The following is a 23,325-nucleotide window of genomic DNA, read 5'->3' as shown; positions in this document are numbered from 1 at the left end:
ATGGCGCGATGCCGCCGCCTCCCCGAACGGTCAGCGGCGGCGCCATCCTAACCCGGCGGCCCGCGCCCGGCATCTGCGCAACATGCTGATCCGCCAGCGATTCAGGGCAAGGGCCGATGCCCCTTTGGAGGCATTGACGAACGCCTTCGCCCGCGCATCGGCCTGGCCCCATGACGATTGGTTATCGGCGCTAAATCTGCTATTCCTTGTCCATTGGATGGCATTGGCCAGACCCGCCGCCCGCCCCAGTGCCGGCATCCTTTTCCGGCACCGCGCCTGACGCCCGGCTGACCATGTCTTCAGGCGTAGGCCGATGGAGGATGTCATGGCGATTTCCCAAAGATTGCGCGGCTATCTGGACCGCTGCGGCACGCGATTCGACGAATGGCCGCATGAGCCGGCCACCGAAATGGCCCGGGCGGCGCAGGCGGCGCATGTCCCCGGAAGACAGGTCGCCAAAGCCGTGCTGGTGCAGGCGGGCGACGAATATATGCTGGCGGTGCTGCCCTCCTCCAAGCATGTGAGCTTCAACTTCCTGCAGCAATGGCTGGCGCGCGACGTGGCGCTGGCGGAGGAGCATACGGCGGCGGCTCTGTTCCCGGACTGCGAGCTGGGCGCGATCCCGCCGGTGGGCGCGGCCTTCGGATTGAAGACGATCATCGACGACGACATGCTGATGGATCAGGATGTCTGGTTCGAGGGCGGCGATCATCACACGCTGGTGCATATGAATGCGGAAAATTGGCGGCGGCTGCAAAAGGGCGCCGGGCATTTCGCGTTCAGTATTTAGTTTGCTTCCTGATCCTCCCCCGCCGAGCGTGGGGAGGATCGGGCGTTCCTCTCATGCAATAAATTCCACACTGTTATCGGAAAAATAACATGGCCTGCCATGTTCCCCCCTCGCCGGGCATGGCCTAGAATCCCGGTCCCGGAGAAGCTGAAAGGAATCGTGCAATGGACGCAAAGACGAGCAATGATCCGCTGGCCTGCCCGATGAAGGAACCGGCCGCGCTGCGATCCCTGCTGGGACGCACCAATCGCGACTGGTGGCCCAATCAGCTCTCGCTCGACATCCTTCAGCAGAACGGCCTGTCGGGCAATCCGCTGGGCGACGATTTCGACTATGCGGCGGCGTTCAAATCGCTCGATTACGACGCGGTGAAGAAAGACCTGACGGCGCTGATGACCGACAGCCAGCCCTGGTGGCCGGCGGATTATGGCCATTATGGCCCCTTCTTCATCCGCATGGCCTGGCACTCGGCGGGCACCTACCGCACCGGCGACGGGCGCGGCGGCGCCTCTTCCGGCTCGCAGCGCTTCGCGCCACTCAATAGCTGGCCGGACAATGCCAATCTGGACAAGGCGCGCCGGCTGCTCTGGCCGGTGAAGCAGAAATATGGCCAGGCGCTGAGCTGGGCGGATTTGATGATCCTGGCGGGCAATGTCGCCATCGAGTCGATGGGCGGCCCGGTCTTCGGCTTCGGCGGCGGCCGCGCCGACGTGTTCGAGCCGGAAAAGGACGTCTATTGGGGCACGGAGGAGCTTTGGGTCAACCAACCCGGCAACCAGACCCGCATCCAGCCCGACAGGAACATGGTGCTGGAAAGCCCGCTCGCCGCTATCCAGATGGGCCTCATCTACGTCAATCCGGAAGGGCCGGGCGGCAATCCCGATCCGCTGCAATCGGCGCGGGACATTCGCGAAACCTTCCTGCGCATGGGCATGAACGATGAGGAGACCGTCGCGCTGACGGCGGGCGGCCATACTTTCGGCAAGGCCCATGGCGCGGGCGACGCATCGAAGATCGGCAGAGAACCGGAGGGCGCCGACATCGCGCAGCAGGGGCTGGGCTGGCAGAGCGGCTATGAAAGCGGCGTGGGCGATCACACCATCACCAGCGGCATCGAAGGCGCGTGGACGCCGACGCCCCGGACCTGGGACCACAGCTTCTTCCACATGCTGCTCGACTATGAATATGAACTCGTCAGGAGCCCGGCGGGCGCCCAGCAGTGGCAGCCGGTGAACCAGAAGCCGGAGGACATGGCGCCGGGCGCGCACAGCCCCGACAGGCGTGTGCCGACGATGATGACGACGGCCGACATGGCGTTCAAGATGGACCCGGAATATCGCAAGATCTCCGAGCGGTTCCGCAACGATCCGGCGGCGTTCGAGGATGCCTTCGCCCGCGCCTGGTTCAAGCTGTGCCATCGCGACATGGGGCCGAAGGCGCGCTATCTCGGCCCCGAAGTCCCTGCCGAAGACCTGATCTGGCAGGATCCGATTCCCGCGGTCGACCATCCTCTGGTCGATGCGGCGGACATCGCCTCGCTCAAGCAGAAGATACTGGCGTCCGGCCTTGGCGTCGCGGAGCTGGTGACGACCGCATGGGCGTCGGCCTCGACCTATCGCGGGTCGGACCATCGCGGCGGCGCCAATGGCGGGCGCATCCGCCTTGCCCCGCAAAAGGACTGGGACGTGAACCAGCCCGAGCAGCTTGGCCGGGTGCTGGGTGCGCTGGAGAAGATCAAGGCCGAGTTCGACGACGCGGGGGCGAAGAAGATTTCGCTGGCCGACCTCATCGTGCTGGCCGGATCGGCGGCGATCGAAAAGGCGGCGAAGGACGGCGGGCGCAGCATCGAGGTGCCCTTCACTCCGGGCCGCACCGACGCGTCGCAGGCACAGACGGACGTGCAGAATTTCGAGCCGCTGGAGCCGAAAGTCGACGGCTTCCGCAACTATCTGCCCGTACCGTTCAACGTTCCGGTCGAAGAACTGCTGCTCGACCGCGCCCAATTGCTGACGCTGAGCGCGCCGGAAATGACGGTGCTGGTCGGCGGCCTGCGCGTGCTGGGCGCCAATCATGGCGGGTCGCAGCATGGCGTGTTCACCGACAGGCCGGGGACGCTCAGCAACGACTTCTTCGTCAACCTGCTCGACATGGGCACGGCGTGGAAGGAAGTGGAGGGGCAGAAGGATCTGTTCACCGGCACCTGCCGCGATACCAACCAGCAGAAATGGACCGGCACGCGGGTCGATCTGGTCTTCGGGTCGAATTCGCAGCTCCGCGCCTTGTCGGAGGTCTACGCCTCCGCCGATGCGGGCGGCAAGTTCGTGAAGGACTTCGTCGCGGCCTGGACCAAGGTGATGGACGCCGACCGCTTCGACCTGGCGGCCTGATGGTTGGGAAGGCCGCTCCTTCGGGGGCGGCCTTTGCCAATCGGACTAGAACTTTCCGCTTAATTGAGCTTGCGTAACTTTCATGCGACACTGCCGCCCGCAGTGATGCGGGAGATTCGCTGTGCATGATCATCTGAAAGACGCTGCCGAAGCGGCCAATCTGACGGACGAACAGCTCGTCGCGATCCGCCGCAAGATCGGTGATCCGAAACATCCGACCGGGTTCGAACAGGCCGTGCTGGACGAAATGGAACGGCGGCATCTGGCCCCTTCCTAACCCTTCCTGCGCTACGCGTGGGGAGGATTCAACTGTTGCCAACCCCCGCACATCCTATTTCAACATCGTCCGCAGCAGCGCGCGCAATTGGGCAGGCTTGACCGGCTTGCCCAGCAGGGGAATGCCCCAACCGTCCAGCTTCGCCTTCAATTCCTCGCCCCGGTCGGCGGAGATCATCACCGACGGCACCACCCGCGCGAAATGGCCGTGCAGCCGCTCGATCACGGTATCGCCCGTCTCGCCGTCGTTCAGATGATAGTCGACCAGGATGACGTCGGGCGCCTCGTCCCCGGCGAAGGTGGCCACCGCCTCATCGAAACCCGCCGCCGTCGTCACCGTGCAGCCCCAGCCGCCCAGCAGGGTGGACATGCCGGTCTGGATCGCCCGCTCATTGTCGATCACCAGCACCTTGAGGCCGCGCATCGACCGATCGCTGCGCGGCAGGCTGCCCCCCTCCCCCTCTTCCACCACCGCCTCGCCCGGCGGCACGCGGATGGAAAAGGTCGCGCCCTGCCCCGGCACTGATTCCAGCGTCACTTCATGGCGCAGCATGTCGCTCGCGCGGCGGACGATGGCGAGGCCCAGCCCCTTGCCCGCCGTCCGGCTATCGAGTCGGCGGAATTCCTCGAAAATCAGTTGCTGCTTGTCGAAGGGGATGCCGGGGCCGCTGTCGGTGACGCTCAGACGAATGCCTTCCGGCCCAGGCGCGCAGATGACGCGCACCGATCCGCGCTGGGTATAACGCAGCGCGTTGGACAGGAAATTCTGGAGGATGCGACGCAGCAGGCGGATGTCGGACCGGACCCAGACCTGCTCCGTCTCCACCGTCAGCGTCAGGCCCGATGAGCGGGCCATCGGCGCGAATTCCGTCCGCAGCGTGCCGAGCAGCCGGTCGATGCGGAAATCGCTGATCTCCGGCTGGATCGCGCCCGCATCGAGGCGGCTGATCTCCAGCAGCGCCTCCAGCAAATCCTCCACCGAATCCAGCGCGGTGGAGGTCTGGTTGACCAGCGCCCGCGTCGGCAGCGCCAGCCGCCGGTCGCCCAGCGCCGCGACGAACAGCCGCGCCGCGTTCAAAGGCTGCAACAGGTCATGGCTGGCGGCGGCCAGGAAGCTGGTCTTGGACAGATTGGCCTTTTCCGCCGCCGTTTTCGCGTCCATCAACTGCGCCTCGATCTGGCGCCGCTCGGCCACCTCCGCCTCCAGTTCGGACGTGCGCTCCGCCACGCGCCGCTCCAGCGTCTCCGCCGTCTCGCGCAGCGCCGCCTGGGCGCGCAACATGTCAGTGACGTCGGTGAAGCCGATCACCTGCCCCCCGCGTTCCATGGCGTTGCTGCGTATCTCGAAGCGCCGTTCGCCCGCCTGCACCAGTTCGCTGCGATAGCGCGCCCCACCCCGGTCGAGGCAGCCTTTGTCGTCCATGCCCAGCGTGCCCCGGCACCAATCCAGCAGCGCCTCATGGGTGCCCCGTCCCTGCGCCCAATCCTCCGGCAATCCCAGCAGACGTTGCAACGCCTCGTTCCACGCCGCCAGCCGCCCCTCCGCATCGAACAGGCACACGCCTTCGGAAAGGTTATCGAGCGTCGCCTGGAGCACGATGTTGCGCTCGGCCAGTTCCCGCGCCCGGTCGCGAGCATCCTCCGCCTTCACCTCGGTTATGTCGGTATAAATGCCGACGATGCCGCCCTCGCTGGTGCGCAGTTCGTTGATCTGCACCCAGCGCCCATCGGACAGCGCCTGCACATGCCCGCCCTCCGCCACGCTATGCCGCGCAAGACGATCCGACACCCATCGGTCCTGCCCGACCGGGCGATGATGGGCGGCGGCGAGCTTGGCGATCTCGTCAAAGGCCATGCCCTCGCGGATGTGATCCGCAATCTCGGGCCAGAAACCCAGATAGGCCTCATTATAGAGGACCAGCCGGTCCTCCGCGTCGAACAGGACGAAGCCCTCGTTGATGGAGTCGATCGCATCGCGCAGCCGCATCCGCGCCGCGTCCGCCAGCGCATGAGCAGAAGCGAGATCAGCATTAGCCTCCGCCAACTTGGCCAGCGCGTCTTCGAGCTGCACCGTCCGCTCGCGCACCATGGCTTCGAGGGAAATCGCCGTCTCGAACATCGAAAAGGCGTTACCTGCCATGTCGCTCGATCGTTCGACGCGATCAATCAGCGCCGCGTTGATCTTACGCAGCTTGCGGTTCTCATGCCTGAGCGCCTCGATTTCGGCGGAAAAGAGGGCTGCGTCGCTCATCGCCCGATGGCTAATCCACTGAAGGTCTGGTTGACGTGCAGCGCATGATATTGCTCGCCATAGGTGTTGAAGCCGATCACCCGATGCCGCCCGTAAAGCGCCGACACGTCCCGGCTGATCTGCCGCTGTTCGGCATCGATGCGGTTGAGCACGCAATCGAAGGCGATGATCCGGTCGACCTGCCCGACATGCGCGGCGATATCCGCAAACAGCGCCTCCATGCCCGCAATCCTGTCCACCGGCTCGCCCACCGTCATCACGATCCCCTCATCGATGGCACAGTAGAAGGTGAGGCTGCCGTCGGGGTTCGCACTCTGGATCGACCGCACATGATAATCGCCTCCCGCCCGCACCATCAGCGGATGCGCGGCATAAAAGGCGACGCCCAGCGCCTCGCCCGCATGGCCCGCGAGCCTCAGATATTCCTGCGCGGCGGGTTCCGCATTGATCTCGGTCACGATCCGGTCCTGCGGGATGGCGCCGGTGACGACCATCTTCGCCTCGCTCGGCCGGTAATGCTGGGCCTTGAACACATGAATGGGGCGCGGCGTCGACAGGATCGCCACCACCGCCGCTCGCGGCTGAAAGCGGCCTCCGTCGAAAATCGCCGTTTCGCGGAACGCCATGCCATCGCCCGACGATCCGCCGATCAGCGCGATGTCGCCCAGCGCATCCTGGATCGTCATGGTCAGCAATTCCTCCCGGTGCGACAGACCGTCGACCAGGAACAAGGCGACGTGATTGACCCTGTCGCCCAGATGGCGGCTTTCCCGTTCGGCGCGGGCGGCAAGGCTGCGCACCGCCTGGCGCGCGGCGGCGGGGTTGAAATTCTCGATATCGTCGAAGCAAAGCGAACTCATGTGAAAGGCGGAAGCGGGAAAGCCGATGACGCTCAAACTGTCCTCATCATAGCCATTTTCGGTGAGCTCTCCGGAACTGGTGCAGCCAATCGCCACCACGCCATCGCCCCCCATATTCTCCTTCTGCCGGTTGACCGCTCGGGCCAACGCCTCCCGGTCGAAGCGATGCGAGCAGAAAAGCAGCATCCCGGCCAGCGGCTCGCCTCCCAATTGCCCGGCCACGTCCGCCATGGCCTTGGCCGGATCGCCCGCATGGCTCGACGCAAAGGCGATTTCCGATGCCAGCACCGTCATGTTCCTCTCCCGCAGATTCTCCTGTTCTTATCTATGCGTAATCAGCCGCCGCGCAAAGGTTCGCCCGCTGCGGCGAGCGCTTCCACCTCCTCGTCGGTAAACACCCGCGAGCGGACGATGAAGCGCATCCCCTCCGGACTTTCCAGCGACATGCCCGCGCCGCGCCCCGGCACGACGTCGATCGTGACCTGGGTATGGCGCCAATATTCGAACTGCGCCGCGCCAATCCACACCGGGATATCGCCCGCGACATGGCCCAGCAGCACGTCCTGCCCTCCGACCTTGAACTCGCCACGGGGGAAGCACATCGGCGCGGAGCCATCGCAACAACCGCCGGACTGATGGAACATCAAGGGGCCGTGGCGCGCGGTCAGCCGGGCGATCAAGGCTTCGGCTTCTAACGTGGCAAGGATGCGGGGTGGAAGGTTCATAGGGTTCACTCCTACCCCTTTCCCTTGAGGGAGAAGGATAAACAAAAAACGGGCGCCCGTTCCCAGGCGCCCGCCGAAAGCCGAAGGCGTGAAAGAGGAGAGGCCCGCCTTCGGCATTGCGACCCGCCGCTCGCCTCAGAAGAACCCAAGCGCCTTGGTCGAATAGCTCACCAGCAGGTTCTTCGTCTGCTGATAATGATCGAGCATCATCTTGTGGGTTTCGCGGCCGATGCCCGACTGCTTGTAACCGCCAAAGGCCGCATGGGCCGGATAGGCATGGTAGCAATTGGTCCACACGCGCCCGGCCTGGATATTGCGGCCCATGCGATAGGCGGTGTTGCCGTTGCGGCTCCACACGCCCGCGCCCAGACCGTAAAGCGTGTCGTTGGCGATGTGGAGCGCGTCCGCCTCATCCTTGAAGGTCGTGACCGACAGCACCGGGCCGAAGATTTCTTCCTGGAAGATGCGCATCTTGTTATGCCCTTCCAGCACGGTCGGCGTCACATAATAGCCCTGCTCCAGCTCGCCGCCCAGATGCGCCCGCGTACCGCCGGTCAGCACCTTCGCGCCTTCATCCCTGCCGATGTCGATATAGGAAAGGATCTTCTCCAACTGATCGTTCGACGCCTGCGCCCCGATCATCGTCGCGGGATCGAGCGGGCTGCCCTGCACGATCTTCTGCACGCGGGCGACGGCGCGCTCGATGAACTTCTCGTAGATGCTCTCCTGCACCAGCGCGCGGCTCGGACAGGTGCAAACCTCGCCCTGGTTGAGCGCAAACATCGCAAACCCCTCAAGGCATTTGTCGAAATAATCGTCGTCCGCGTCCATCACGTCGGCAAAGAAGATGTTGGGCGATTTGCCGCCCAACTCCAGCGTCACCGGAATGAGATTTTCCGACGCATATTGCATGATCAGCCGCCCGGTGGTGGTCTCGCCGGTAAAGGCGATCTTGCTGATCCGCTTGTTGGTGGCAAGCGGCTTGCCCGCCTCGACGCCAAAGCCGTTGACGACGTTCAGCACGCCTTCGGGGATCAGGTCGCCCACCAGATCCATCAGCACCATGATCGACATGGGCGTCTGCTCGGCGGGCTTGAGCACCACGCAATTGCCCGCCGCCAGCGCCGGAGCGAGCTTCCACGCCGCCATCAGGATCGGGAAGTTCCACGGAATGATCTGCCCGACCACGCCCAACGGCTCATGGAAATGATAGGCGACCGTGTCATGGTCGATCTCGGCAATCGACCCCTCCTGCGAGCGAACGCAGGCCGCGAAATAGCGGAAATGGTCGATGGCGAGCGGAATGTCGGCGGCGGTCGTCTCGCGGATCGGCTTGCCGTTGTCGATCGTCTCGGCCATGGCGAGCAGGTCGAGATTCTCCTCCATCCGCTGCGCGATGCGATTGAGCACATTGGCCCGCTCGGTGGCGGAGCGATGACCCCAGCTTTCCTTCGCCTTGTGCGCGGCGTCGAGCGCCAGCTCGATATCCTCGGCGGTCGAACGCGCGATCTTGCACACGCTCTGGCCGGTCACTGGCGAGATATTGTCGAAATAGTCGCCACGGGTCGGCGCCACCCACTGGCCGCCGATGAAATTCTCATATTTATCGCGGATCAGCGTCTTGCCCGCGAACCGCGCCATTGCCTGCTGTAACATCTATCCTCTCCCGGACTCGTCTGAAACTTGAGGGACAGGATGAACCTTTCGGGAGAATGGACAATTAGACCTTGGGTCGGGTCAGCGCACGCCGCCGCTCATCGCGGACGGCAGGCGCCCCCGCGGGACAAGCCTCCAAAGGGTGGCGCAAGCTGCCCGGAAGCGGCTATGAAAGCGCCCCGAAGCATCAGGAGCGCGAACATGCCGAACCCCAGTCCCTGGCAACATCATCGTCAACCCGGCCTGGCCGACGACATCGATTTCGAGATCAAGGGCCAGGAATTGCAATTTCTGGAGATCGAACTCGATCCGGGCGAAAGCGCCGTGGCGGAGGCCGGCGCCCTGGTCTGGAAGGATGCGGCGATCGGCATGACCACCGTCTTCGGTGACGGCAGCGGCGGCAGCGACGGCAGTTTCATGGGCAAGCTGCTGGGCGCGGGAAAGCGGCTCATCACCGGAGAGAGCCTGTTCACCACGGTCTTCACGCATAACGGCCATGGCAAGGCGCGGGTCGCCTTCGCCTCCCCCACGCCGGGCGCGATCCTCCCCATCCGGCTCGACCAATATGGCGGCCGGCTGATCTGTCAGAAGGACAGTTTCCTGGCCGCGGCGAAGGGCGTGTCGATCGGCGTCCATTTCCAGCAGCGGATCATGACCGGCCTGTTCGGCGGCGAAGGCTTCATCATGCAGAAGCTGGAAGGCGACGGCTGGGTGTTCGTCCAGATGGGCGGCACAATCGTGGAGCGCGAACTGGCGCCCGGTGAGCAGCTTCACGTCGATACCGGCTGCGTCGCGGCCTATACCGACACGGTGGATTTCGATCTGGAGCGGGCGGGTGGCGTGCGCAGCATCCTGTTCGGCGGCGAAGGCCTGTTCTTCGCGCGGCTGACCGGGCCGGGCAAGGTGTGGATTCAGTCCCTGCCCTTCTCCCGCCTGGCCGGCCGCATGCTCGCGGCGGCGGGAAGCCGGGGCGGACAGAATCGCGGCGAAGGCTCCGTGCTCGGCGGCCTGGGGGATCTGATCGGCGGCAATAATTAAAGGGGTTCGCGGCTGATCGACCGTCATGGCCCCATGCGTTCTACGGTGGGATCGGGAATGGTCTCGGTGAAACTGGGCGGGACTTGCGGTTCCCCTTGGCGGGTTCCGGCATCTGCGCTAGGCCGAGCGCATGCAACTCTGAAGTGTCTCGCGATCGGGGAACGATCGTCGCGACAATGCCCATTCCATGGGAACAGCCACGATAAAGGGGAAAGTCATGACAAGATCGGTTATCGTCACCGGAGGATTTGGCGCGCTGGGCCGCGTTGCCGCTGACGCCTTCATCAAACAGGGTTATGCGGTTGCCTGCATCGACTATGCTCCGGCGGCCAGGTCTGCCTTGCCGGGCGCGCTGGACATTGGCGGGATTGACCTGACGGACGGCGAGAAGACGACAAACGCTCTGGCGCAGGTTGTCGCCGCCCATGGTGGCATTGATGTCCTGGTCAATGTCGCAGGGGGTTTCGTCTGGGACAAGCTGGCGGGTGGCGATCTGGGCAACTGGTCCCGGATGCAGGCGATGAACCTGACGACGGCCGCGACGATCACGCAATTGGCCTTGCCGCACCTGACCGCGGCCCGCGAGGGGCGGATCGTCAATATCGGGGCCGGCGCCGCGATCAAGGCGGGTGCCGGAATGGGCGCCTATGCGGCGGCAAAATCGGGGGTACATCGCTTGACGGAGGCGTTGGCGGAGGAGCTTGTCGGCACCAGCGTGACGGTGAATGCGATCCTGCCCAGCATTATCGACACGCCGACCAACCGCGCCGACATGCCGGATGCGGACTTCGCGCAGTGGGTTCAACCTTCGACGATCGCCGACGTGATCCTATTCCTGGCCTCCAAGGCCTCTCGCGGCATATCAGGTGCGCTCATCCCGGTCACAAGAAACGGGTGAATCGCCCTGGAAGCAATGTCAGTCCTGAGCCGATGCCAATCCAGGCGGTGATGGAAAGCGTTGCGAAAGACATCTGCTGACTCGGAAAACGCGGCAAAACAAAGGTCTAGAGCAGCCGATCCGATGCAATCGGGTCGGATTCTGCTCTAGAACACGGTTTGTACAATTCGCCTGCGCCTTTGAGCAATCCAGTCAACTGAGGACGGTAAAGACAAGGAATATGCCGGTTGCGGCGAACATGACGATAGTGGCGCCCCAGCCCATGACGGTCGGACCGAAGGGGAGGCACAATCGTCCCATGGCGCGACGATTACGGGCGATGAGCATCATGACCACCATGAGGGGCGCAGCCAGAATGCCGTTGACGACAGCGGCCCAATAAAGTGCGCGGACCGGATCGATGCCAATTCCGTTTAGAGATGCGCCCCCGAGCGTCGTGGCAGCGATAGTTCCATAGAACAGACGCGCCGACAGCGGCTTGGCGTCGAGGCTGCCGCTTAACCCTGCCATCTCGGTCACCGCATAGGCTGCCGATCCTGCCAGCACAGGAACAGCAAGCAGGCCCGTCCCGATAATGCCCAGGGCAAACATGGCGAAGGCGAATTTTCCAGCGATCGGACGCAGCGCTTCGGCGGCCTGTGATGAGGTCGCAATGTCATAAATGCCGTGAGCGTGGAGCGTGGCGGCTGTAGCGAAGACAATTGCGAGCGAGACCAAGGTGCTGAACGCCATCCCCGTCAATGTATCGAAGCGAATGCGCGCCAGCTCGCGGCCGGCCGACTGCGGGGCGATGCAAAGCGGCTTGGCGTGATGGCGATGCTGCTCCTCAATCTCCTGCCCGGCCTGCCAAAAAAAGAGATAGGGGCTGATCGTCGTGCCCAAGATCGCCACGAGGGCCGTTGCGTAAGCGGCATTCCACTGAATTTCCGGCACGACGAGGGATCGGAGCGCGTGCGCCCACGGAACCTGCGCAACCATGACTACGGCGAAATAGGTGAAGAGCGAGAGTGTCGTCCATTTCAATATGGATGCATAACGGGGGTAGCTCAGGCCCACCTCAGCCAGGATACAGACGATTCCAAATGACAGGGTGTAAAAGGTGGAATTTCCCCCCGCCAAAAGAGATAGCGCTGCGCCCATGGCGCTCAGATCGGCGCCCAGATTGACAATATTGGCAATCAGCAGAAGGGCCACGACCGTCCAGAGCAAGGGACGCGGATAGTGACGGCGCAGATTGCGCGCGATCCCGGCACCGGTCACCCTTCCAATTTCGGCCGCCACCTGCTGGATTGCGACCATGAGGGGAAAGCTGAGGACGAAAGTCCATGCAAGACCATATCCGAACTGCGCTCCGACCTGGCTGTGCGTGCCAATCCCGCTTGGGTCGTCGTCCGCCGCGCCGGTGATGAGCCCCGGCCCAAGACGGCGCAACATGGCTCTCAAGCCGGGCGTCCCGGATCTTTCTCCCCTTCCCGGAGCGGCTGCCGTATCTTCCATCATCTCGTCCATCTCCCCGATATTTCAGTGACCGAAGGATGAAACGATCCGTATTAGTACGTGACGAGAGAAACAAGATAATCGCTTGAGAGTCTGTTTGGAAATGCGCCTTTGGGGGCATAGCCGCACCAGCCCTCTCCCCCACCCGGCCACCCATAGAATACTGCGGTTGGGTGGCCGGGTGGGGGAGAGGGCTGGTGCGGCGCCGAAATGCGCTCTTCCGCGCATTTCCAAACAGACTCTGAGCTCAAAACCGCAGGTCAAGGGCAATTCCACCGCCCGCTGTCTCTGCCCAGGGGACGATCCGTACGCCGTTGTCTCTTCGCGAAGTCATGAGAAACCCTGAAGCCTCACCGATAACCATTCCCGCTGCGGCATCCCCCCAATGGTGCTTCCTGGCTTTCACCCGCGCAACGCCCACAAACGCCGCGACGAGTTGTGCTGGAAGCCCAATCTTCCAGCCATAGCGATTTTGCAGGGAAGCGGCAGCGGCGAAGGAGGTCGCGGCATGTGTCGACGGGAAGGATCGCCGGTCGGTTCCGTCCGGCCTCATCTCTGGAATGAGCTCCTTCAATCCTTTGGATAGCAGAAAGGCGGAGCCGACGCTTGCTCCTGCCTGTAACGCTCCATCCCAGTCTTCCTGTACGCTGGGGACGCCCAAGGCGGTTGCGACGATTGCCGCTCTGGCGATGTTGCTCGCCCTGGACCAATCCCTCGCGCCTGCGATCGCTTGCGTGGAACAGAATAAGAGAATGGATCCCGACGCCAAGCATGCCGCCGCCCTTTTCATGTCCTCTCTCCCGACTGTGCGTTTTCGAGCGAAATCTCGCTGGCCAATTGATTTGGGGGAAATGGAATTCTGCCGCTTATTGTCGAAGGATGCAATCGAAGCGAAGTGGCGTTCGCGCCGATCCAGGCTGGCTACCCCGCGCGCCCGACCGCCGCGAAAAGACCACCTTCCCAGCCGATCCGGCCGATCCAGCCGATCTGCGCCAGCAGGTCTTCCAGCCACCATTCATCTTCCTCGGCGTCGGTCAACTTCATGTCCTCCATCTGGCCGAGCAACGCGCTGGGGAAGGTCCGGACATAGGCGACGCCATTGTCCGCGAACCAGCGGCGGAGCTGCGCCAATGTGTGGCTATGTTCTTCGGGATGATGATATTGATCGCGCAGCCAGGCCCGATACCGGCCCGGCTGCAGCCGACGGCTGGCGAGCACCGGATCGCCCGGAACCCAGCGTCCGCCGCTCAGCATCGCGACCCCCCGCCTCAATCTGTGCGGCAGCCGCGCATAGCGGTTGTAGAGACCGATGACGATCAGGCCGCCGGGGCGAACCAGCCGGGCCACATGACCGAACGCGGCGCCGGGATCGGGCGTGTGATGCAGCACGCCCGAGCAATAGACGATATCGAAGGCACCCTCACGCAGCCCCGGATGATGCAGGTCGGTTTCGACGAATTCGACCTGGCCGATGCCGAGCCGCCGGGCCGCCGCCCGGCCGAGCGCCAGCGATGCGCGGCAGAGATCTGCGGCAATCACCATCCGCTCACCGCGCGCGAGATAGAGGCTCATCTGGCCGGTGCCGCAACCCATCTCCACGATCCGCGCATCATAGGGGATCGCCGCATCGAGCAGCCGGGCGAACGGGCTACGCTCCGCCCGGGCGCGCAGCCAGTCGATGCTGTCGCGGGGCGGATAGCCGGGGAATGGCGCCGCCTCATAGAAATTCCTGACCAACTCGGTTCGCGCGGCGCCGGGCAGGCGCAGCTCGGCTATGCCGTCGGCCTGCCGGTAGTCTGCGTCGCATTCGCGACAGCATAGCGCCTCATCCAGCCGCCCGCCGCACCGGGGACAGGCGAGCAGCGACAGGGCGCGCGCATCCATCCCTAGAAGATCGAGTAGATGAACGGCGCCAGCGCCTCAACGCCGGCCGCCAGCGTCAATATCACCCCCACGGAGCAGAAGAAGATCACCGGCGGGATCATCCAGCGCCGCCCGCCGGGCGCCCGCCACAGACCCCGCACCAAATCCGCGATGGTCCCGGATGCACTGCCGACGATGATGAGCTGGCGCCGCAAGCGCCCCTTGCGCGGGATCATGCCACTGCCTCCAGTTCATGGTCCTGCCGCGCATGATCGCGGCGGACCATCAGATTATCCGCGATCAGCACGTCCATGCCAGCGCGGCGGAATGTCGAATAGCCTTCCGCGGCGCTGGTCACGATCGGATCGCCAGCCAGGTTGAAGGATGTGTTGAGCAGGACGGGAGAGCCGTGACGCTGCCCATAGGCCATGAGCAGCGCGTGCAGGCGAGGCGCCATGGCCCGCTCCACGATCTGCACGCGTGCGGTGCCGTCGACATGGGTGACGGCGCGCAGTCGATTCCGCCATTCAGGCCGGACCGGGAAAACGCCCGACATGAACCGGCCCAGACGTGCGCCGCCCGCGGGCAACTCGAAATAGGTCGCTGCATGTTCGGCGGGCACCACCGGCGCAAAGGGGCGGAAGGATTCGCGAAATTTGATGTCGCGGTTGATCCGGTCGCGCATCGCCGCATCGCCCGGATCGGCAAGGATGCTGCGGTGGCCGAGCGCGCGCGGCCCGAACTCCGCCGCGCCCTCCATCCATCCGACGATCGCGCCGTGCCCGATCGCATCGACCAGCCGGTCGATCAGCGCCGCATCCCCCACTCGTTCGAAGGGCAACCCGTCCTCAGCGGCCAGCCGCGCCAGATCGTCGGCCTCGACCGCGGGCCCCCAGAAGGGATGATCGGGGCAATCGCGATGCGGCTGGCCGAACAGGATGCGGTCGGCCCAGAGCGCCGCCCCCAAGGCGCAGCCCGCATCACCCGGCGCGGAGGGCACGAACAGCCGCTCATAGCCCGCTTCGCGCAGGATGCGGGCATTGGCGACCCCGTTCAGCGCCACGCCGCCGCCCAGGCAGAGATCGGGAAGGCCGGTTTCCTTCTGAAGCGCGGCGGCGATGTCGACGATCACCTCCTCCAGCACAAGCTGCGCGCTCGCCGCGACATCGGCTTGATGCTGCCCCAGCGGCGTCGCAAGGTCGATCGGCTCGAACCGGTCGCGGGGCGGGCCGAACAGTTCGACAAAGCGGCGGGAATAGGCGGCGTCGACCGCCTGATGAAAATCGAAATAGCGAAGGTCCAGCGCAAAGGCTCCATCGGGCGTCCGTTGCAGGATGCGCCGCACCTCCCCGGCGAAGCGCGGCGTGCCATAAGCGGCAAGCCCCATGACCTTATATTCCCCCTCATTGACCTGAAATCCCAGCCAGGCGGTGAAGGCGGAATAGAAAAGGCCGAGCGAATGGGGAAAGCGCACTTCCCGCCGCAGGCTGATTTCCGTCGGCCCGCCCACCTGCTTGCGCGCCTGCCCCACCGTCAGCGTCGCCCATTCGCCCACGCCGTCGGCGCTCAGGATCGCCGCCTGTTCGGTCGGGGCGGTCAGGAAGGCGGCGGCTGCGTGCGAGAGATGGTGGTCGGTAAAATGAACACGCTTTACCGGGATTCCCAACTGCGCGCTGATGATGCCGCGCACCCATAATTTTTCCCCCACCATATTCTTCATCGCCCTGGGGAAGATGCGCCAGCTATGCGGAAAGCCGCGCAGCAACGTCGTCAGCACCCGGTCGAACTTGAGCGCGGGCCGTTCGTAGAAGATCACCGCGTCCAGATCGTCCGGCTCCACCGCTGCCTGGTCGAGGCACCATTGGATGGCGCGCAGGGGAAAGGCCGGGTCGTTCTTGGATCGCGACAGGCGCTCCTCCTGCACGGCGGCAACGGGCAGCCCGTCGATCGTCAGCGCGGCGGCCGCATCATGGTAGAAGGCTGAAATGCCGAGGATCTTCATCAATATTGCCCTCCGCCATCGTCGCGCGGCTGATCCGTGCACATGTGCCAGCCGGACGCCTCCCGCCGGGCCGCCCGCTTCGCCATCCAGGCGAAAGGCGCCAGCAGCAGGAAATAGAGCAGGGTCAGCATGACCCGCGAGATCATGTCGGCCAGGATCAGCGCCAGCCGTAAATAGGCCCGCCAGAGCCGGCGCAGGCGTGCGCCCCACACCGCCCGGCGGCCGCGATCCGGCGCCAGACGAGCGAGTTCGTCGTGCGAATAGCGCATATGCCCCTCCTCGTCGCGGGCGATCCGCGCGATCACCGCCTGCGTCTCCGGATCGTGGTCCAGCGCCGCGCCATAGGCGGCAAAGGCGTGCGCCGCGGCCCGTTCCGACAGATGGATAAAGGCCAGCAGCGCGACCATGCTTTCTCTCTCGACCTCCAGCCGGTCGAAGCCGCGCTCGCCGGGAATCAGCCCGTCGCCCCATGCGCGATCGGGGCCGGGATCGGCCAGCGTCCGCCGCAGCGCGAGTCCCCGCTCGCGGAATAAAGCGGCGTGGCGCACCTCGTCCCTTCCATGGGCGAAGAGGCGGCGGCGCAGCAAAGGATCGCGCGCGATTTCTGCCATGCGGAAAAGGTCGCGCGCGCCCTGCGCCTCGACCTCCGCAAATTGCAGCAGCTTGCGCGCCCGACGGCGCGGGTCGCCCCACACCATCCGGTCGATCGGCGCGCGCCAGCCCATCATTGCACCACGATCCGCCCGGTCATCCCCAACATGCTGTGCATGAAATGGGTGCAGCGTATCTTGTAGCGGCCCGGCGACGGCGCGATCAAATGGATGTCGACGCTTTCCCCGCCGCTAAGTTCGACCCGGCCTCCGCTGATCCTGGCCGCATCCTCGGGCCTGATCCGCGCCTGGGCGAAAAATTCCTTCCCGGCAAAATCATGCCCTCCCGACGCATTGTTGACGAAATGCAGCCGGTACGGCTGGCCATGTTCCAGCACTATGTCCGCCGGCTCGAACCGGAAGCTCGACAGTTGGATGGTAACGAGCCGGGCGCCGCTCCAACTGTCGGCCTCGGGCTGCGCCCCGGCGGTCGATGCCAGAATGAGAGCGGCCAGAACCGCAGACCATCGCGCATGAGACATGTCATGCCTCCTTCCTCAATAGCCCTGAGTGGCGCGGGCCGAAGCGGCCGGTTCATGGCCCCCTGCAAAATATTTTTGAACCGCCGCGCCAGCGGGCGCACACTCATGCAGCGAAGGAGTCGCTCTTGGAGACAGTCGGGAAGGCAGGCCGAACGGAAGCGAGCGCGCATGCGCGCGCCGAGGAGGATCTGTATCTGCTCGCGCGGGTCAAGCGGCGCGATCTCAAGGCGTTCGAGGCGCTCTATCGCCATTATCAGCCGCGCCTCGCGCGGTTCCTGACGAACATCCTGCGCCGCCCGCATCTGGTCGAAGAGGTGCTGGACGATACGTTGCTGGTGCTGTGGGACCGGCCTGACAGTTTTTCCGGCAGGTCGAAACTGTCGACCTGGCTGTTCACCATCGGCTGGCGCAAGGCGATGAAGGCGCTACGCAAACAGGACGATCCGGTGGAGGACCGGTTCATCGAAGAACGGATCAACCCCGATCGCTCGCCCGAACAATGCGCCGGCGACAACAGGATACGCGCCGCGCTGCTCCAGGCGCTGGCGAACCTTTCGCCGGAGCAGCGGGCAGTCGTCGACCTCAGCTATTTTCACGAGATCGGCTATCGCGACATCGCGGAGATCATGGATTGCCCGGTCGACACGGTGAAGACGCGGATGTTCCATGCCCGGCGGCACTTGCGGCGCGCCCTGCCGGGCGATTTTGGCGACTGGATCTGACAGGTCATGGCCGACATTCTCTCCTTTCGCGGCGATCCGCACCGGGCGACGGAAATGCTGCTGCCCTGGTATGTCACGGCGCAGTTGGACGCCGATGACCAGGCGCTGGTGGAAGCGCATCTGCATGACTGCGGCCAATGCCGGACGGCCCTGGACCGGGAAAAACGGTTAAAGGCGACCATAGCAGGGCTGCCGATCGGAACCGATCTGGGCTGGGAAAAGTTGCAACGCCACCTGGCGCCGACCCAAAGGGCCGAACGCGTGACCCCGCCTCGGGAAACGTTCGCATGGCCGGTGCTGGCGGCCTTCGCCGCGATGCCGGCCTTGATGCTCTGCGGGGCCGTCCTCCTTTTCCGCCCGGCGGCGCAGCAGGCCGATTATCGCACGCTGGGCGCACCGGCGGCGCGGGGCGACGGCAACATGCTCGTCATCTTCCGGCCCGATACGCCTGAACGGGAATTGCGCTTCACGATCGAACGCGCCGGAGCGAGGCTGGTCGACGGTCCGACCGCCGCCGGCGCCTATGTGCTGGATGTCGCGCCGGCCCGGCGGGATGCGGCGCTGGCCGATCTGCGCACGCGGCGCAGCATCATGCTCGCCCAGCCGATCGAGCCCGCGCCATGATCCCGGCGCTGTTCCGCCTGCGCGCGACGATCGCATTGCTGATCGCGGCACTGGCCGCGCCCGCCCCCGCGCACCCGGCCAAGGGGGAGCAGATATTGGTGATGCTCCATCTTCCGCCGGCTCATTTCCGGGCGGGCGGCGACTATGACGGCGACTATGGCGACGGCATTCGCCGCGCCCAGATGCTGCACGCGGCGCAGCGCATCGCCCGCGATCATCATCTGACGCTGGTGACGGACTGGATGATGCCGGTCATCGGCCTCGACTGTTTCGTGATGCGCGTGCCGGACGGGGCATCTGCGGAAACGATGATGCAGGAGCTGGCGAAGGACAGCCATATCGCCTGGTCGCAGCCAATGCATGACTATCAGACCCTCGGCGGCGCTCAAGGTCATGATGACCCGCTCTACCCCGCCCAACCCGCACGAACCCTCTGGCATCTGGACGCGGTCCACCGGCTGGCGACGGGGCGCGGCGTCACGGTGGCGGTGATCGACAGCGGCATCGACGCGCGCCACCCCGATCTGGCGGGGCAGGTGCGGGCCAATGTCAATCTCGTCACGGGCAGGGCTTTCGCGGCCGAAGCGCATGGCACGGCGATCGCCGGCATCATCGCGGCGCGGGCCCACAACCGGATCGGCATGGTGGGGGTGGCGCCGGACGCGCAACTGCTGGGCTTGCGCGCCTGCTGGCAGGCGGGCAGTCCCGGGTCGATCGCATTGTGCGACAGCCTCAGCCTGGCCCGGGCGATCCATTATGCCATCGATCATAAGGCAGCGGTCATCAACATGAGCCTGGGCGGGCCGCCGGACCGCTTGCTTTCCACGCTGCTGGACGCGGCCATGGCGCGCAACACGGCAGTCGTGGCCGCCTATGACCCGCATCGGCCGGACGGCGGTTTCCCCGCCTCCTGGCCGGGGGTCATCGCCGTCTCCGGCAGTCCGGTATCAGGCAGGCACGCGCCCGTCCAGATCGCGCCGGCGACGGGCATCCCGGCGACCGAGCCCGGCGGCAAGTGGAGCCTGGTGGACGGCACATCCTATGCGGCGGCGCATGTCAGCGGCCTCATCGCCTTGATCGATCAGGCGCGGGGGCATAGGCAGGGACGCTTCATGTTCGTGATGTCGGCAGGAGGGGTGATCGATGCGCTCGCCACGGTGCAAGGCAGGGCCGCAGGGTGCGACGGCGCCTGCGCGGTGGCCGTGGCATCGGCGGGCCGCGACTAGGGGTTGCGCCCTGCTGCTGACCGCCCATCTTTTCGCCACCCCCGCCGCCGCGCAACTGGGTGGCAGCCTGACCCTTTCCAGCCAGACCCGGCTGCGCGGGCAGCCGATCAGCGATCATCGGCCCGTCGCGGAGCTGGAAATGGTGCATGACGGTGACGGAGGCTTCTATCTCGGCGCCGCGGCGGCGCTGGTCGCGACGCGCGACGAAGGGCTGAAGCCATTGTCCTTCCGGCCCTATGCCGGATTTGCAAAGCGCCTGTCGGATGCGGCGACGATCGATGTCGGCATCGTCCACAACCGCTACAGCAGCTATTCCGCCATCAACGGCGGCGGCAGTTATACCGAAGCCTATGTCGGCATCGCCGGTCGGCATGTTTCCGGCCGCCTTTACCTGTCACCCGCCTATTTCCGCAGGGACGCGCCGACGCTCTACATGGAACTGAACGGCCATCTGGGCCTTGCCCGCAATTGGACGCTGGTCGGCCATGCCGGGCGGCTGACCTTTTTGAAGGATCGGCCGGACAGCTATGCGGGGGACGCCACCGACTGGCGTTTGGGCCTGCGCCGCCGCCTTGGCCGGGCCGATCTTGACGTCGCCTGGACCGGTCAGGATGGGCAGCATGGCGCAGAAGGCGCGCTGGTGATCGCGCTGGCCTTCGCCCTTTGAACCACCGGCGGCGGCAGCGGCACAAAGGCTTGCCATGCCCGCCCATGCCGCCCGTCCGACAATGATTCCGCTTTTCCGGCGTATCCGCATGAGCCAGGCGCTGCGCTCAGGCGCCATGCTGTGCGTCGGCGCCGCCGCGCTGCTGCTGGGCGGGCTGGCGATCGGCATGACCCGTGCCTGGGTCGACCGCCATCTGCTCCCCGACATTCTCGTGCCCAGCGACCGGCTGATGACGATCGTTCAGATCGAGCGGCTCATCCTGATGGCGCTCGCCCTTGTCCTGATGCTCGCGCTGCGCTGGATCAGGGCCGGACGCGGCGACAGAGTATGGCGCGGGATCGTCATAGGCATGGCCATATTGCTGGCCTTGCCCGCGAGCGAGGTGATCCTGCAATGGAACTCCGGGCGGAAAGGCCGGCCATGGACTCCGGGCGATGAGCCGCTGCGCCGGGTCGATCCGCTGCTCGGCTGGGTCTATGTTCCGTCACGCCGCGTGGCCGACCCCGAATATGCGTGGCGGCCGCTCTATCAGATCGACAGCCATGGCTATCGGGTCGCTCCCGGCGCGCCGCCGCTCGACCTGACAGCACCCTCGATCCTGTTTGTCGGGGAATCGATCATGTTCGGCAAGGGACTGAACTGGCGGGATACGCTGGCGGGAAAAGTGCAAGGGTCGAGCGGTATCCAGAGCGCCAATCTGGCGGTCAACGCCTATTCCGTCAGCCAGAGCTTTCTGCATCTCCAGCGCGAACTCCCGCGCTTCCGGAATCCCAGGGCGGTGGTCTTCCTGTTCTCGCCCAGCCTGATGGTGCGCGACCTCGACCATAACCGGCCATGGATCGACAGCGCGGGGCGTTGGCACGCGGCAGAGCCGAGCTGGGCGCTCGGCCATCTGGGACGGGTGCTCTTTCCCTATCATGGCGCGGCCGCCATCAATGAAGCCATCGCCAGCGACCGCCGCCTGTTAAAGGCCGCGGTCGCGATGGCGCGGGCGCGCGGCGCCCGGCCGCTGATCCTGGTGCCCGTATTCCAGCCCGAAGGCGCGCGCGAACTCGCCCTTGGGAGGGCGATTTTCGGCAACGGCGCCATTCCGCATCTTATGGTGCCGCTCGCTCCGGACTGGCGGCTGCCGCGCGATTCCCATCCTGACGCCAGGGGCCACGCCGCGATGGCCCGTGCGATTCTTTACGAGTTTGAAGGGCCGGAATCCCTGACTGCCCCGGCCGTTCACCGGCAATCTCAAACCACCCTCGGGCGCGGATCCGATCCTCTCACTGGAGCGCGACGGATAAGTCCGTGAGCGCCACTCGACCATTTGGCATTATCCCTAAGCCGCCGGGTGATCCGCGTTTGGAACCGCCTCGCCCCTCCGGTTCGACATAAAAGCGCTGTCCTCCTCCCGGGCTTTCGTCCTTCAGGCCAAGATGCGCACCGGCTCTTCCACCAGGGCGCGCAGTGCCTGCATGAACCGAGCCGCGACCGCGCCATCGATGGCGCGATGATCGAAGCTGGCAGTCGCGGCGACTATGGTTGCAAGGCCGATCTTCCCATCGACCTTCCATGGCTGCTCGACGCCCGCGCCAACGCCGAGAATTAACGCCTGTGGCGGATTGATGACGGGAAATATCTCATCGATCCCGAACATGCCGAGATTGGAGATGGACGCGGTGCCGCCCTGATATTCCTCCGGCAGCAACTTCCCGTCGCGCGCCTTGATGGCGAGCATCTTGCTGGCCGTTGCGATGGCGGAAAGCGAGAGCGTGTCCGCACCTTGGATCACCGGCGTGACGAGACCGCCATCGATCGCCACAGCCATCGAAATGTCGACGCGACCGAAGCGATGCAGTTCATCGCCGCCGAACTGTACGTTCGCATCCGGCACCTCGACGAGCGCGAGCGCCATGGCCTTTATCAGCATGTCGTTGACGCTGAGCTTGACGCCGCGTGAGGCAAGGCCGGCGTTCAGTTCACCCCGCAGTTTCAGCAGCGGATCGAGATTGCAACGCGCCGTCAGGTAAAAATGCGGAACGGTCTGCTTGGCTTCGGTGAGCCGCCGCGCGATCGTCTTGCGCATCGAGCTGAGCTTGACCGATTGCGCCGGGACGCCTGCAGGGGGGCTCGCGATCGCGGGCGCCGGTTGAACGGCGATCGCCTGGGGAACGGCGTCGGGTCGTGACGTAACGAGTGACCCGATGCCAAGGTCCGCTCGAACAATGCGGCCATTGGGGCCCGTCCCGCTAATGCCGTCAAGGTTGATTCCCTTGGCCCCGGCGATGCGAAGGGCAAGCGGGCTGACCTTGACCCGTTCGGCAGGCGACAGGCGGGCACGCGGCGCGGCCACTTCCGGCGCATGCCTGGGCTGGACAGGAGCTTGAGCGGGCATGGACGCCACTGGGGTGGCCTCGACGGGCCCGGCAGCGGCAGGAACCGGAACCGCCTGCTCGAACAGGGGCTCCGGAACGGCGTCGCCGGATTCGGCGATCAAGGCTATGACCGTCCCGACCGCGACGTCGTCTGTGCCTTCGGCGATGACGAGACTTGCGATGCGACCTCCATCGGCTGCCTCAATCTCCATCGTCGCCTTGTCGGTTTCGACTTCGGCGACAGGATCGCCGGGCTTCACCATGTCGCCTTCGGCCACCAGCCATCTTGCGAGCGTGCCTTTTTCCATCGTCGGCGACAGCGCCGGCATCTTGAGTTCGATCGGCATG

General features: G+C 65.1%; 22 protein-coding genes. 10 read left to right on the top strand and 12 right to left on the bottom strand.

Translation table 11 applies throughout. From position 1 onward, the window contains the following. The first annotated feature begins 325 nt into the window (after positions 1-325). The 3 genes from HHL26_RS00245 (at position 326) to HHL26_RS00235 (ending at position 3,454) form a co-directional block, all read left to right on the top strand. Positions 326-790 (top strand): YbaK/EbsC family protein, encoded by a 465-nt coding sequence (locus tag HHL26_RS00245; RefSeq protein ID WP_066564000.1) that lies wholly within the window; start codon positions 326-328, stop codon positions 788-790. 164 nt (positions 791-954) lie between these two features. Continuing rightward, positions 955-3,177, top strand: a complete 2,223-nt coding sequence (gene katG / locus HHL26_RS00240) for a catalase/peroxidase HPI (protein ID WP_169575628.1) — start codon at positions 955-957, stop codon at positions 3,175-3,177. Between the two features lie 121 nt (positions 3,178-3,298). After that, positions 3,299-3,454, top strand: coding sequence for a hypothetical protein (locus HHL26_RS00235; RefSeq protein WP_169575627.1), 156 nt, complete (start codon positions 3,299-3,301; stop codon positions 3,452-3,454). Between the two features lie 54 nt (positions 3,455-3,508). Here HHL26_RS00235 and HHL26_RS00230 read toward each other — a convergent pair whose 3' ends face one another. The 4 genes from HHL26_RS00230 to adh all read right to left on the bottom strand — a co-directional run bounded on the left by HHL26_RS00230 (position 3,509) and on the right by adh (position 8,945). Beyond that, on the bottom strand, positions 3,509-5,704 hold the full coding sequence (locus HHL26_RS00230) for a NahK/ErcS family hybrid sensor histidine kinase/response regulator (protein WP_169575626.1): 2,196 nt from the start codon (positions 5,702-5,704) through the stop codon (positions 3,509-3,511). Then, positions 5,701-6,858, bottom strand: a complete 1,158-nt coding sequence (locus HHL26_RS00225) for an FIST N-terminal domain-containing protein (protein WP_169575625.1) — start codon at positions 6,856-6,858, stop codon at positions 5,701-5,703. Before HHL26_RS00225 ends, HHL26_RS00230 begins: the two co-directional genes overlap by 4 nt. A 41-nt stretch (positions 6,859-6,899) precedes the next feature. Then, the gene (locus HHL26_RS00220) at positions 6,900-7,289 is read right to left on the bottom strand and encodes a DUF779 domain-containing protein (RefSeq protein WP_169575624.1); all 390 of its coding nucleotides are present in this window, start codon (positions 7,287-7,289) and stop codon (positions 6,900-6,902) included. Positions 7,290-7,424: 135 nt separating this feature from the next. Continuing rightward, positions 7,425-8,945 carry an aldehyde dehydrogenase gene (adh, locus tag HHL26_RS00215; RefSeq protein WP_169575623.1) on the bottom strand — a complete coding sequence of 507 codons (1,521 nt, stop codon included), beginning with the start codon at positions 8,943-8,945 and terminating at the stop codon, positions 7,425-7,427. 201 nt (positions 8,946-9,146) lie between these two features. On the opposite strand from adh, the gene HHL26_RS00210 reads away from it, so the two are divergent. Both HHL26_RS00210 and HHL26_RS00205 read left to right on the top strand, forming a co-directional pair. After that, the gene (locus tag HHL26_RS00210) at positions 9,147-9,983 is read left to right on the top strand and encodes a TIGR00266 family protein (protein ID WP_169575622.1); all 837 of its coding nucleotides are present in this window, start codon (positions 9,147-9,149) and stop codon (positions 9,981-9,983) included. Positions 9,984-10,200: 217 nt separating this feature from the next. Beyond that, positions 10,201-10,881 (top strand): SDR family NAD(P)-dependent oxidoreductase, encoded by a 681-nt coding sequence (locus HHL26_RS00205; protein ID WP_169575621.1) that lies wholly within the window; start codon positions 10,201-10,203, stop codon positions 10,879-10,881. Positions 10,882-11,073: 192 nt separating this feature from the next. On the opposite strand, the gene HHL26_RS00200 is transcribed toward HHL26_RS00205, so the two are convergent. From HHL26_RS00200 to HHL26_RS00170, 7 genes are all read right to left on the bottom strand, one after another. Further along, a complete protein-coding gene (locus HHL26_RS00200) occupies positions 11,074-12,315 on the bottom strand; it encodes a divalent metal cation transporter (protein ID WP_240962239.1) in 1,242 nt (413 codons plus the stop codon). 310 nt (positions 12,316-12,625) lie between these two features. After that, complete coding sequence (locus HHL26_RS24115) at positions 12,626-12,931, bottom strand: phosphatase PAP2 family protein (RefSeq protein WP_240962282.1); 306 nt, start codon at positions 12,929-12,931, stop codon at positions 12,626-12,628. A gap of 368 nt (positions 12,932-13,299) precedes the next feature. Next, a complete protein-coding gene (locus HHL26_RS00190; RefSeq protein ID WP_169575620.1) occupies positions 13,300-14,262 on the bottom strand; it encodes a methyltransferase domain-containing protein in 963 nt (320 codons plus the stop codon). 2 nt (positions 14,263-14,264) lie between these two features. Then, the gene (locus tag HHL26_RS00185; protein ID WP_066563640.1) at positions 14,265-14,477 is read right to left on the bottom strand and encodes a DUF5989 family protein; all 213 of its coding nucleotides are present in this window, start codon (positions 14,475-14,477) and stop codon (positions 14,265-14,267) included. Beyond that, on the bottom strand, positions 14,474-16,243 hold the full coding sequence (locus HHL26_RS00180; RefSeq protein WP_169575806.1) for a carbamoyltransferase N-terminal domain-containing protein: 1,770 nt from the start codon (positions 16,241-16,243) through the stop codon (positions 14,474-14,476). The genes HHL26_RS00185 and HHL26_RS00180 overlap by 4 nt, the downstream gene beginning before the upstream one ends. After that, on the bottom strand, positions 16,243-16,971 hold the full coding sequence (locus tag HHL26_RS00175) for a ferritin-like domain-containing protein (protein WP_087575727.1): 729 nt from the start codon (positions 16,969-16,971) through the stop codon (positions 16,243-16,245). The genes HHL26_RS00180 and HHL26_RS00175 overlap by 1 nt, the downstream gene beginning before the upstream one ends. After that, the gene (locus tag HHL26_RS00170) at positions 16,968-17,375 is read right to left on the bottom strand and encodes a cupredoxin domain-containing protein (RefSeq protein ID WP_066563645.1); all 408 of its coding nucleotides are present in this window, start codon (positions 17,373-17,375) and stop codon (positions 16,968-16,970) included. The genes HHL26_RS00175 and HHL26_RS00170 overlap by 4 nt, the downstream gene beginning before the upstream one ends. Positions 17,376-17,500: 125 nt before the next feature. Here HHL26_RS00170 and HHL26_RS00165 point away from each other — a divergent pair, with 125 nt between their 5' ends. The 5 genes from HHL26_RS00165 (at position 17,501) to HHL26_RS00145 (ending at position 21,914) form a co-directional block, all read left to right on the top strand. Further along, the gene (locus HHL26_RS00165; RefSeq protein ID WP_087575725.1) at positions 17,501-18,097 is read left to right on the top strand and encodes a sigma-70 family RNA polymerase sigma factor; all 597 of its coding nucleotides are present in this window, start codon (positions 17,501-17,503) and stop codon (positions 18,095-18,097) included. 6 nt (positions 18,098-18,103) lie between these two features. Beyond that, entirely contained in the window at positions 18,104-18,721 is a 618-nt protein-coding gene (locus tag HHL26_RS00160; protein ID WP_087575724.1) for a zf-HC2 domain-containing protein, read from the top strand. Beyond that, positions 18,718-19,947 carry a S8 family serine peptidase gene (locus tag HHL26_RS00155; RefSeq protein WP_240962238.1) on the top strand — a complete coding sequence of 410 codons (1,230 nt, stop codon included), beginning with the start codon at positions 18,718-18,720 and terminating at the stop codon, positions 19,945-19,947. The genes HHL26_RS00160 and HHL26_RS00155 overlap by 4 nt, the downstream gene beginning before the upstream one ends. After that, positions 19,865-20,614, top strand: a complete 750-nt coding sequence (locus HHL26_RS00150; protein ID WP_169575619.1) for a TorF family putative porin — start codon at positions 19,865-19,867, stop codon at positions 20,612-20,614. Before HHL26_RS00155 ends, HHL26_RS00150 begins: the two co-directional genes overlap by 83 nt. A gap of 88 nt (positions 20,615-20,702) precedes the next feature. Beyond that, positions 20,703-21,914, top strand: a complete 1,212-nt coding sequence (locus HHL26_RS00145) for a hypothetical protein (protein ID WP_169575618.1) — start codon at positions 20,703-20,705, stop codon at positions 21,912-21,914. A gap of 114 nt (positions 21,915-22,028) precedes the next feature. Here the strand turns inward: HHL26_RS00145 and HHL26_RS00140 are convergent, their stop codons facing one another. Next, positions 22,029-23,324 carry a dihydrolipoamide acetyltransferase family protein gene (locus HHL26_RS00140; RefSeq protein ID WP_169575617.1) on the bottom strand — a complete coding sequence of 432 codons (1,296 nt, stop codon included), beginning with the start codon at positions 23,322-23,324 and terminating at the stop codon, positions 22,029-22,031. Position 23,325: the final 1 nt, after the last annotated feature.

This window comes from Sphingobium sp. TB-6 (genome assembly GCF_012927365.1).
GTDB lineage: Bacteria > Pseudomonadota > Alphaproteobacteria > Sphingomonadales > Sphingomonadaceae > Sphingobium.
This window is presented reverse-complemented; position numbering and strand designations above follow the sequence as displayed.

Bases quoted from the DNA above. Each gene is read 5' to 3' on its own strand.
- HHL26_RS00155 (WP_240962238.1), top strand. From the start codon at position 18,718: ATGATCCCGGCGCTGTTCCGCCTGCGCGCGACGATCGCATTGCTGATC.
- HHL26_RS00140 (WP_169575617.1), bottom strand. From the start codon at position 23,324: ATGCCGATCGAACTCAAGATGCCGGCGCTGTCGCCGACGATGGAAAAA.
- HHL26_RS00175 (WP_087575727.1), bottom strand. From the start codon at position 16,971: ATGATGGGCTGGCGCGCGCCGATCGACCGGATGGTGTGGGGCGACCCG.
- HHL26_RS00150 (WP_169575619.1), top strand. From the start codon at position 19,865: ATGCGCTCGCCACGGTGCAAGGCAGGGCCGCAGGGTGCGACGGCGCCT.
- HHL26_RS00200 (WP_240962239.1), bottom strand. From the start codon at position 12,315: ATGTTGCGCCGTCTTGGGCCGGGGCTCATCACCGGCGCGGCGGACGAC.
- HHL26_RS00205 (WP_169575621.1), top strand. From the start codon at position 10,201: ATGACAAGATCGGTTATCGTCACCGGAGGATTTGGCGCGCTGGGCCGC.
- HHL26_RS00170 (WP_066563645.1), bottom strand. From the start codon at position 17,375: ATGTCTCATGCGCGATGGTCTGCGGTTCTGGCCGCTCTCATTCTGGCA.
- katG (WP_169575628.1), top strand. From the start codon at position 955: ATGGACGCAAAGACGAGCAATGATCCGCTGGCCTGCCCGATGAAGGAA.
- HHL26_RS00220 (WP_169575624.1), bottom strand. From the start codon at position 7,289: ATGAACCTTCCACCCCGCATCCTTGCCACGTTAGAAGCCGAAGCCTTG.
- HHL26_RS00145 (WP_169575618.1), top strand. From the start codon at position 20,703: ATGAGCCAGGCGCTGCGCTCAGGCGCCATGCTGTGCGTCGGCGCCGCC.
- HHL26_RS00160 (WP_087575724.1), top strand. From the start codon at position 18,104: ATGGCCGACATTCTCTCCTTTCGCGGCGATCCGCACCGGGCGACGGAA.
- HHL26_RS00185 (WP_066563640.1), bottom strand. From the start codon at position 14,477: ATGATCCCGCGCAAGGGGCGCTTGCGGCGCCAGCTCATCATCGTCGGC.
- HHL26_RS00245 (WP_066564000.1), top strand. From the start codon at position 326: ATGGCGATTTCCCAAAGATTGCGCGGCTATCTGGACCGCTGCGGCACG.
- HHL26_RS00210 (WP_169575622.1), top strand. From the start codon at position 9,147: ATGCCGAACCCCAGTCCCTGGCAACATCATCGTCAACCCGGCCTGGCC.
- HHL26_RS00230 (WP_169575626.1), bottom strand. From the start codon at position 5,704: ATGAGCGACGCAGCCCTCTTTTCCGCCGAAATCGAGGCGCTCAGGCAT.
- HHL26_RS00180 (WP_169575806.1), bottom strand. From the start codon at position 16,243: ATGAAGATCCTCGGCATTTCAGCCTTCTACCATGATGCGGCCGCCGCG.
- HHL26_RS00225 (WP_169575625.1), bottom strand. From the start codon at position 6,858: ATGACGGTGCTGGCATCGGAAATCGCCTTTGCGTCGAGCCATGCGGGC.
- HHL26_RS00190 (WP_169575620.1), bottom strand. From the start codon at position 14,262: ATGGATGCGCGCGCCCTGTCGCTGCTCGCCTGTCCCCGGTGCGGCGGG.
- HHL26_RS24115 (WP_240962282.1), bottom strand. From the start codon at position 12,931: ATGAGGCCGGACGGAACCGACCGGCGATCCTTCCCGTCGACACATGCC.
- adh (WP_169575623.1), bottom strand. From the start codon at position 8,945: ATGTTACAGCAGGCAATGGCGCGGTTCGCGGGCAAGACGCTGATCCGC.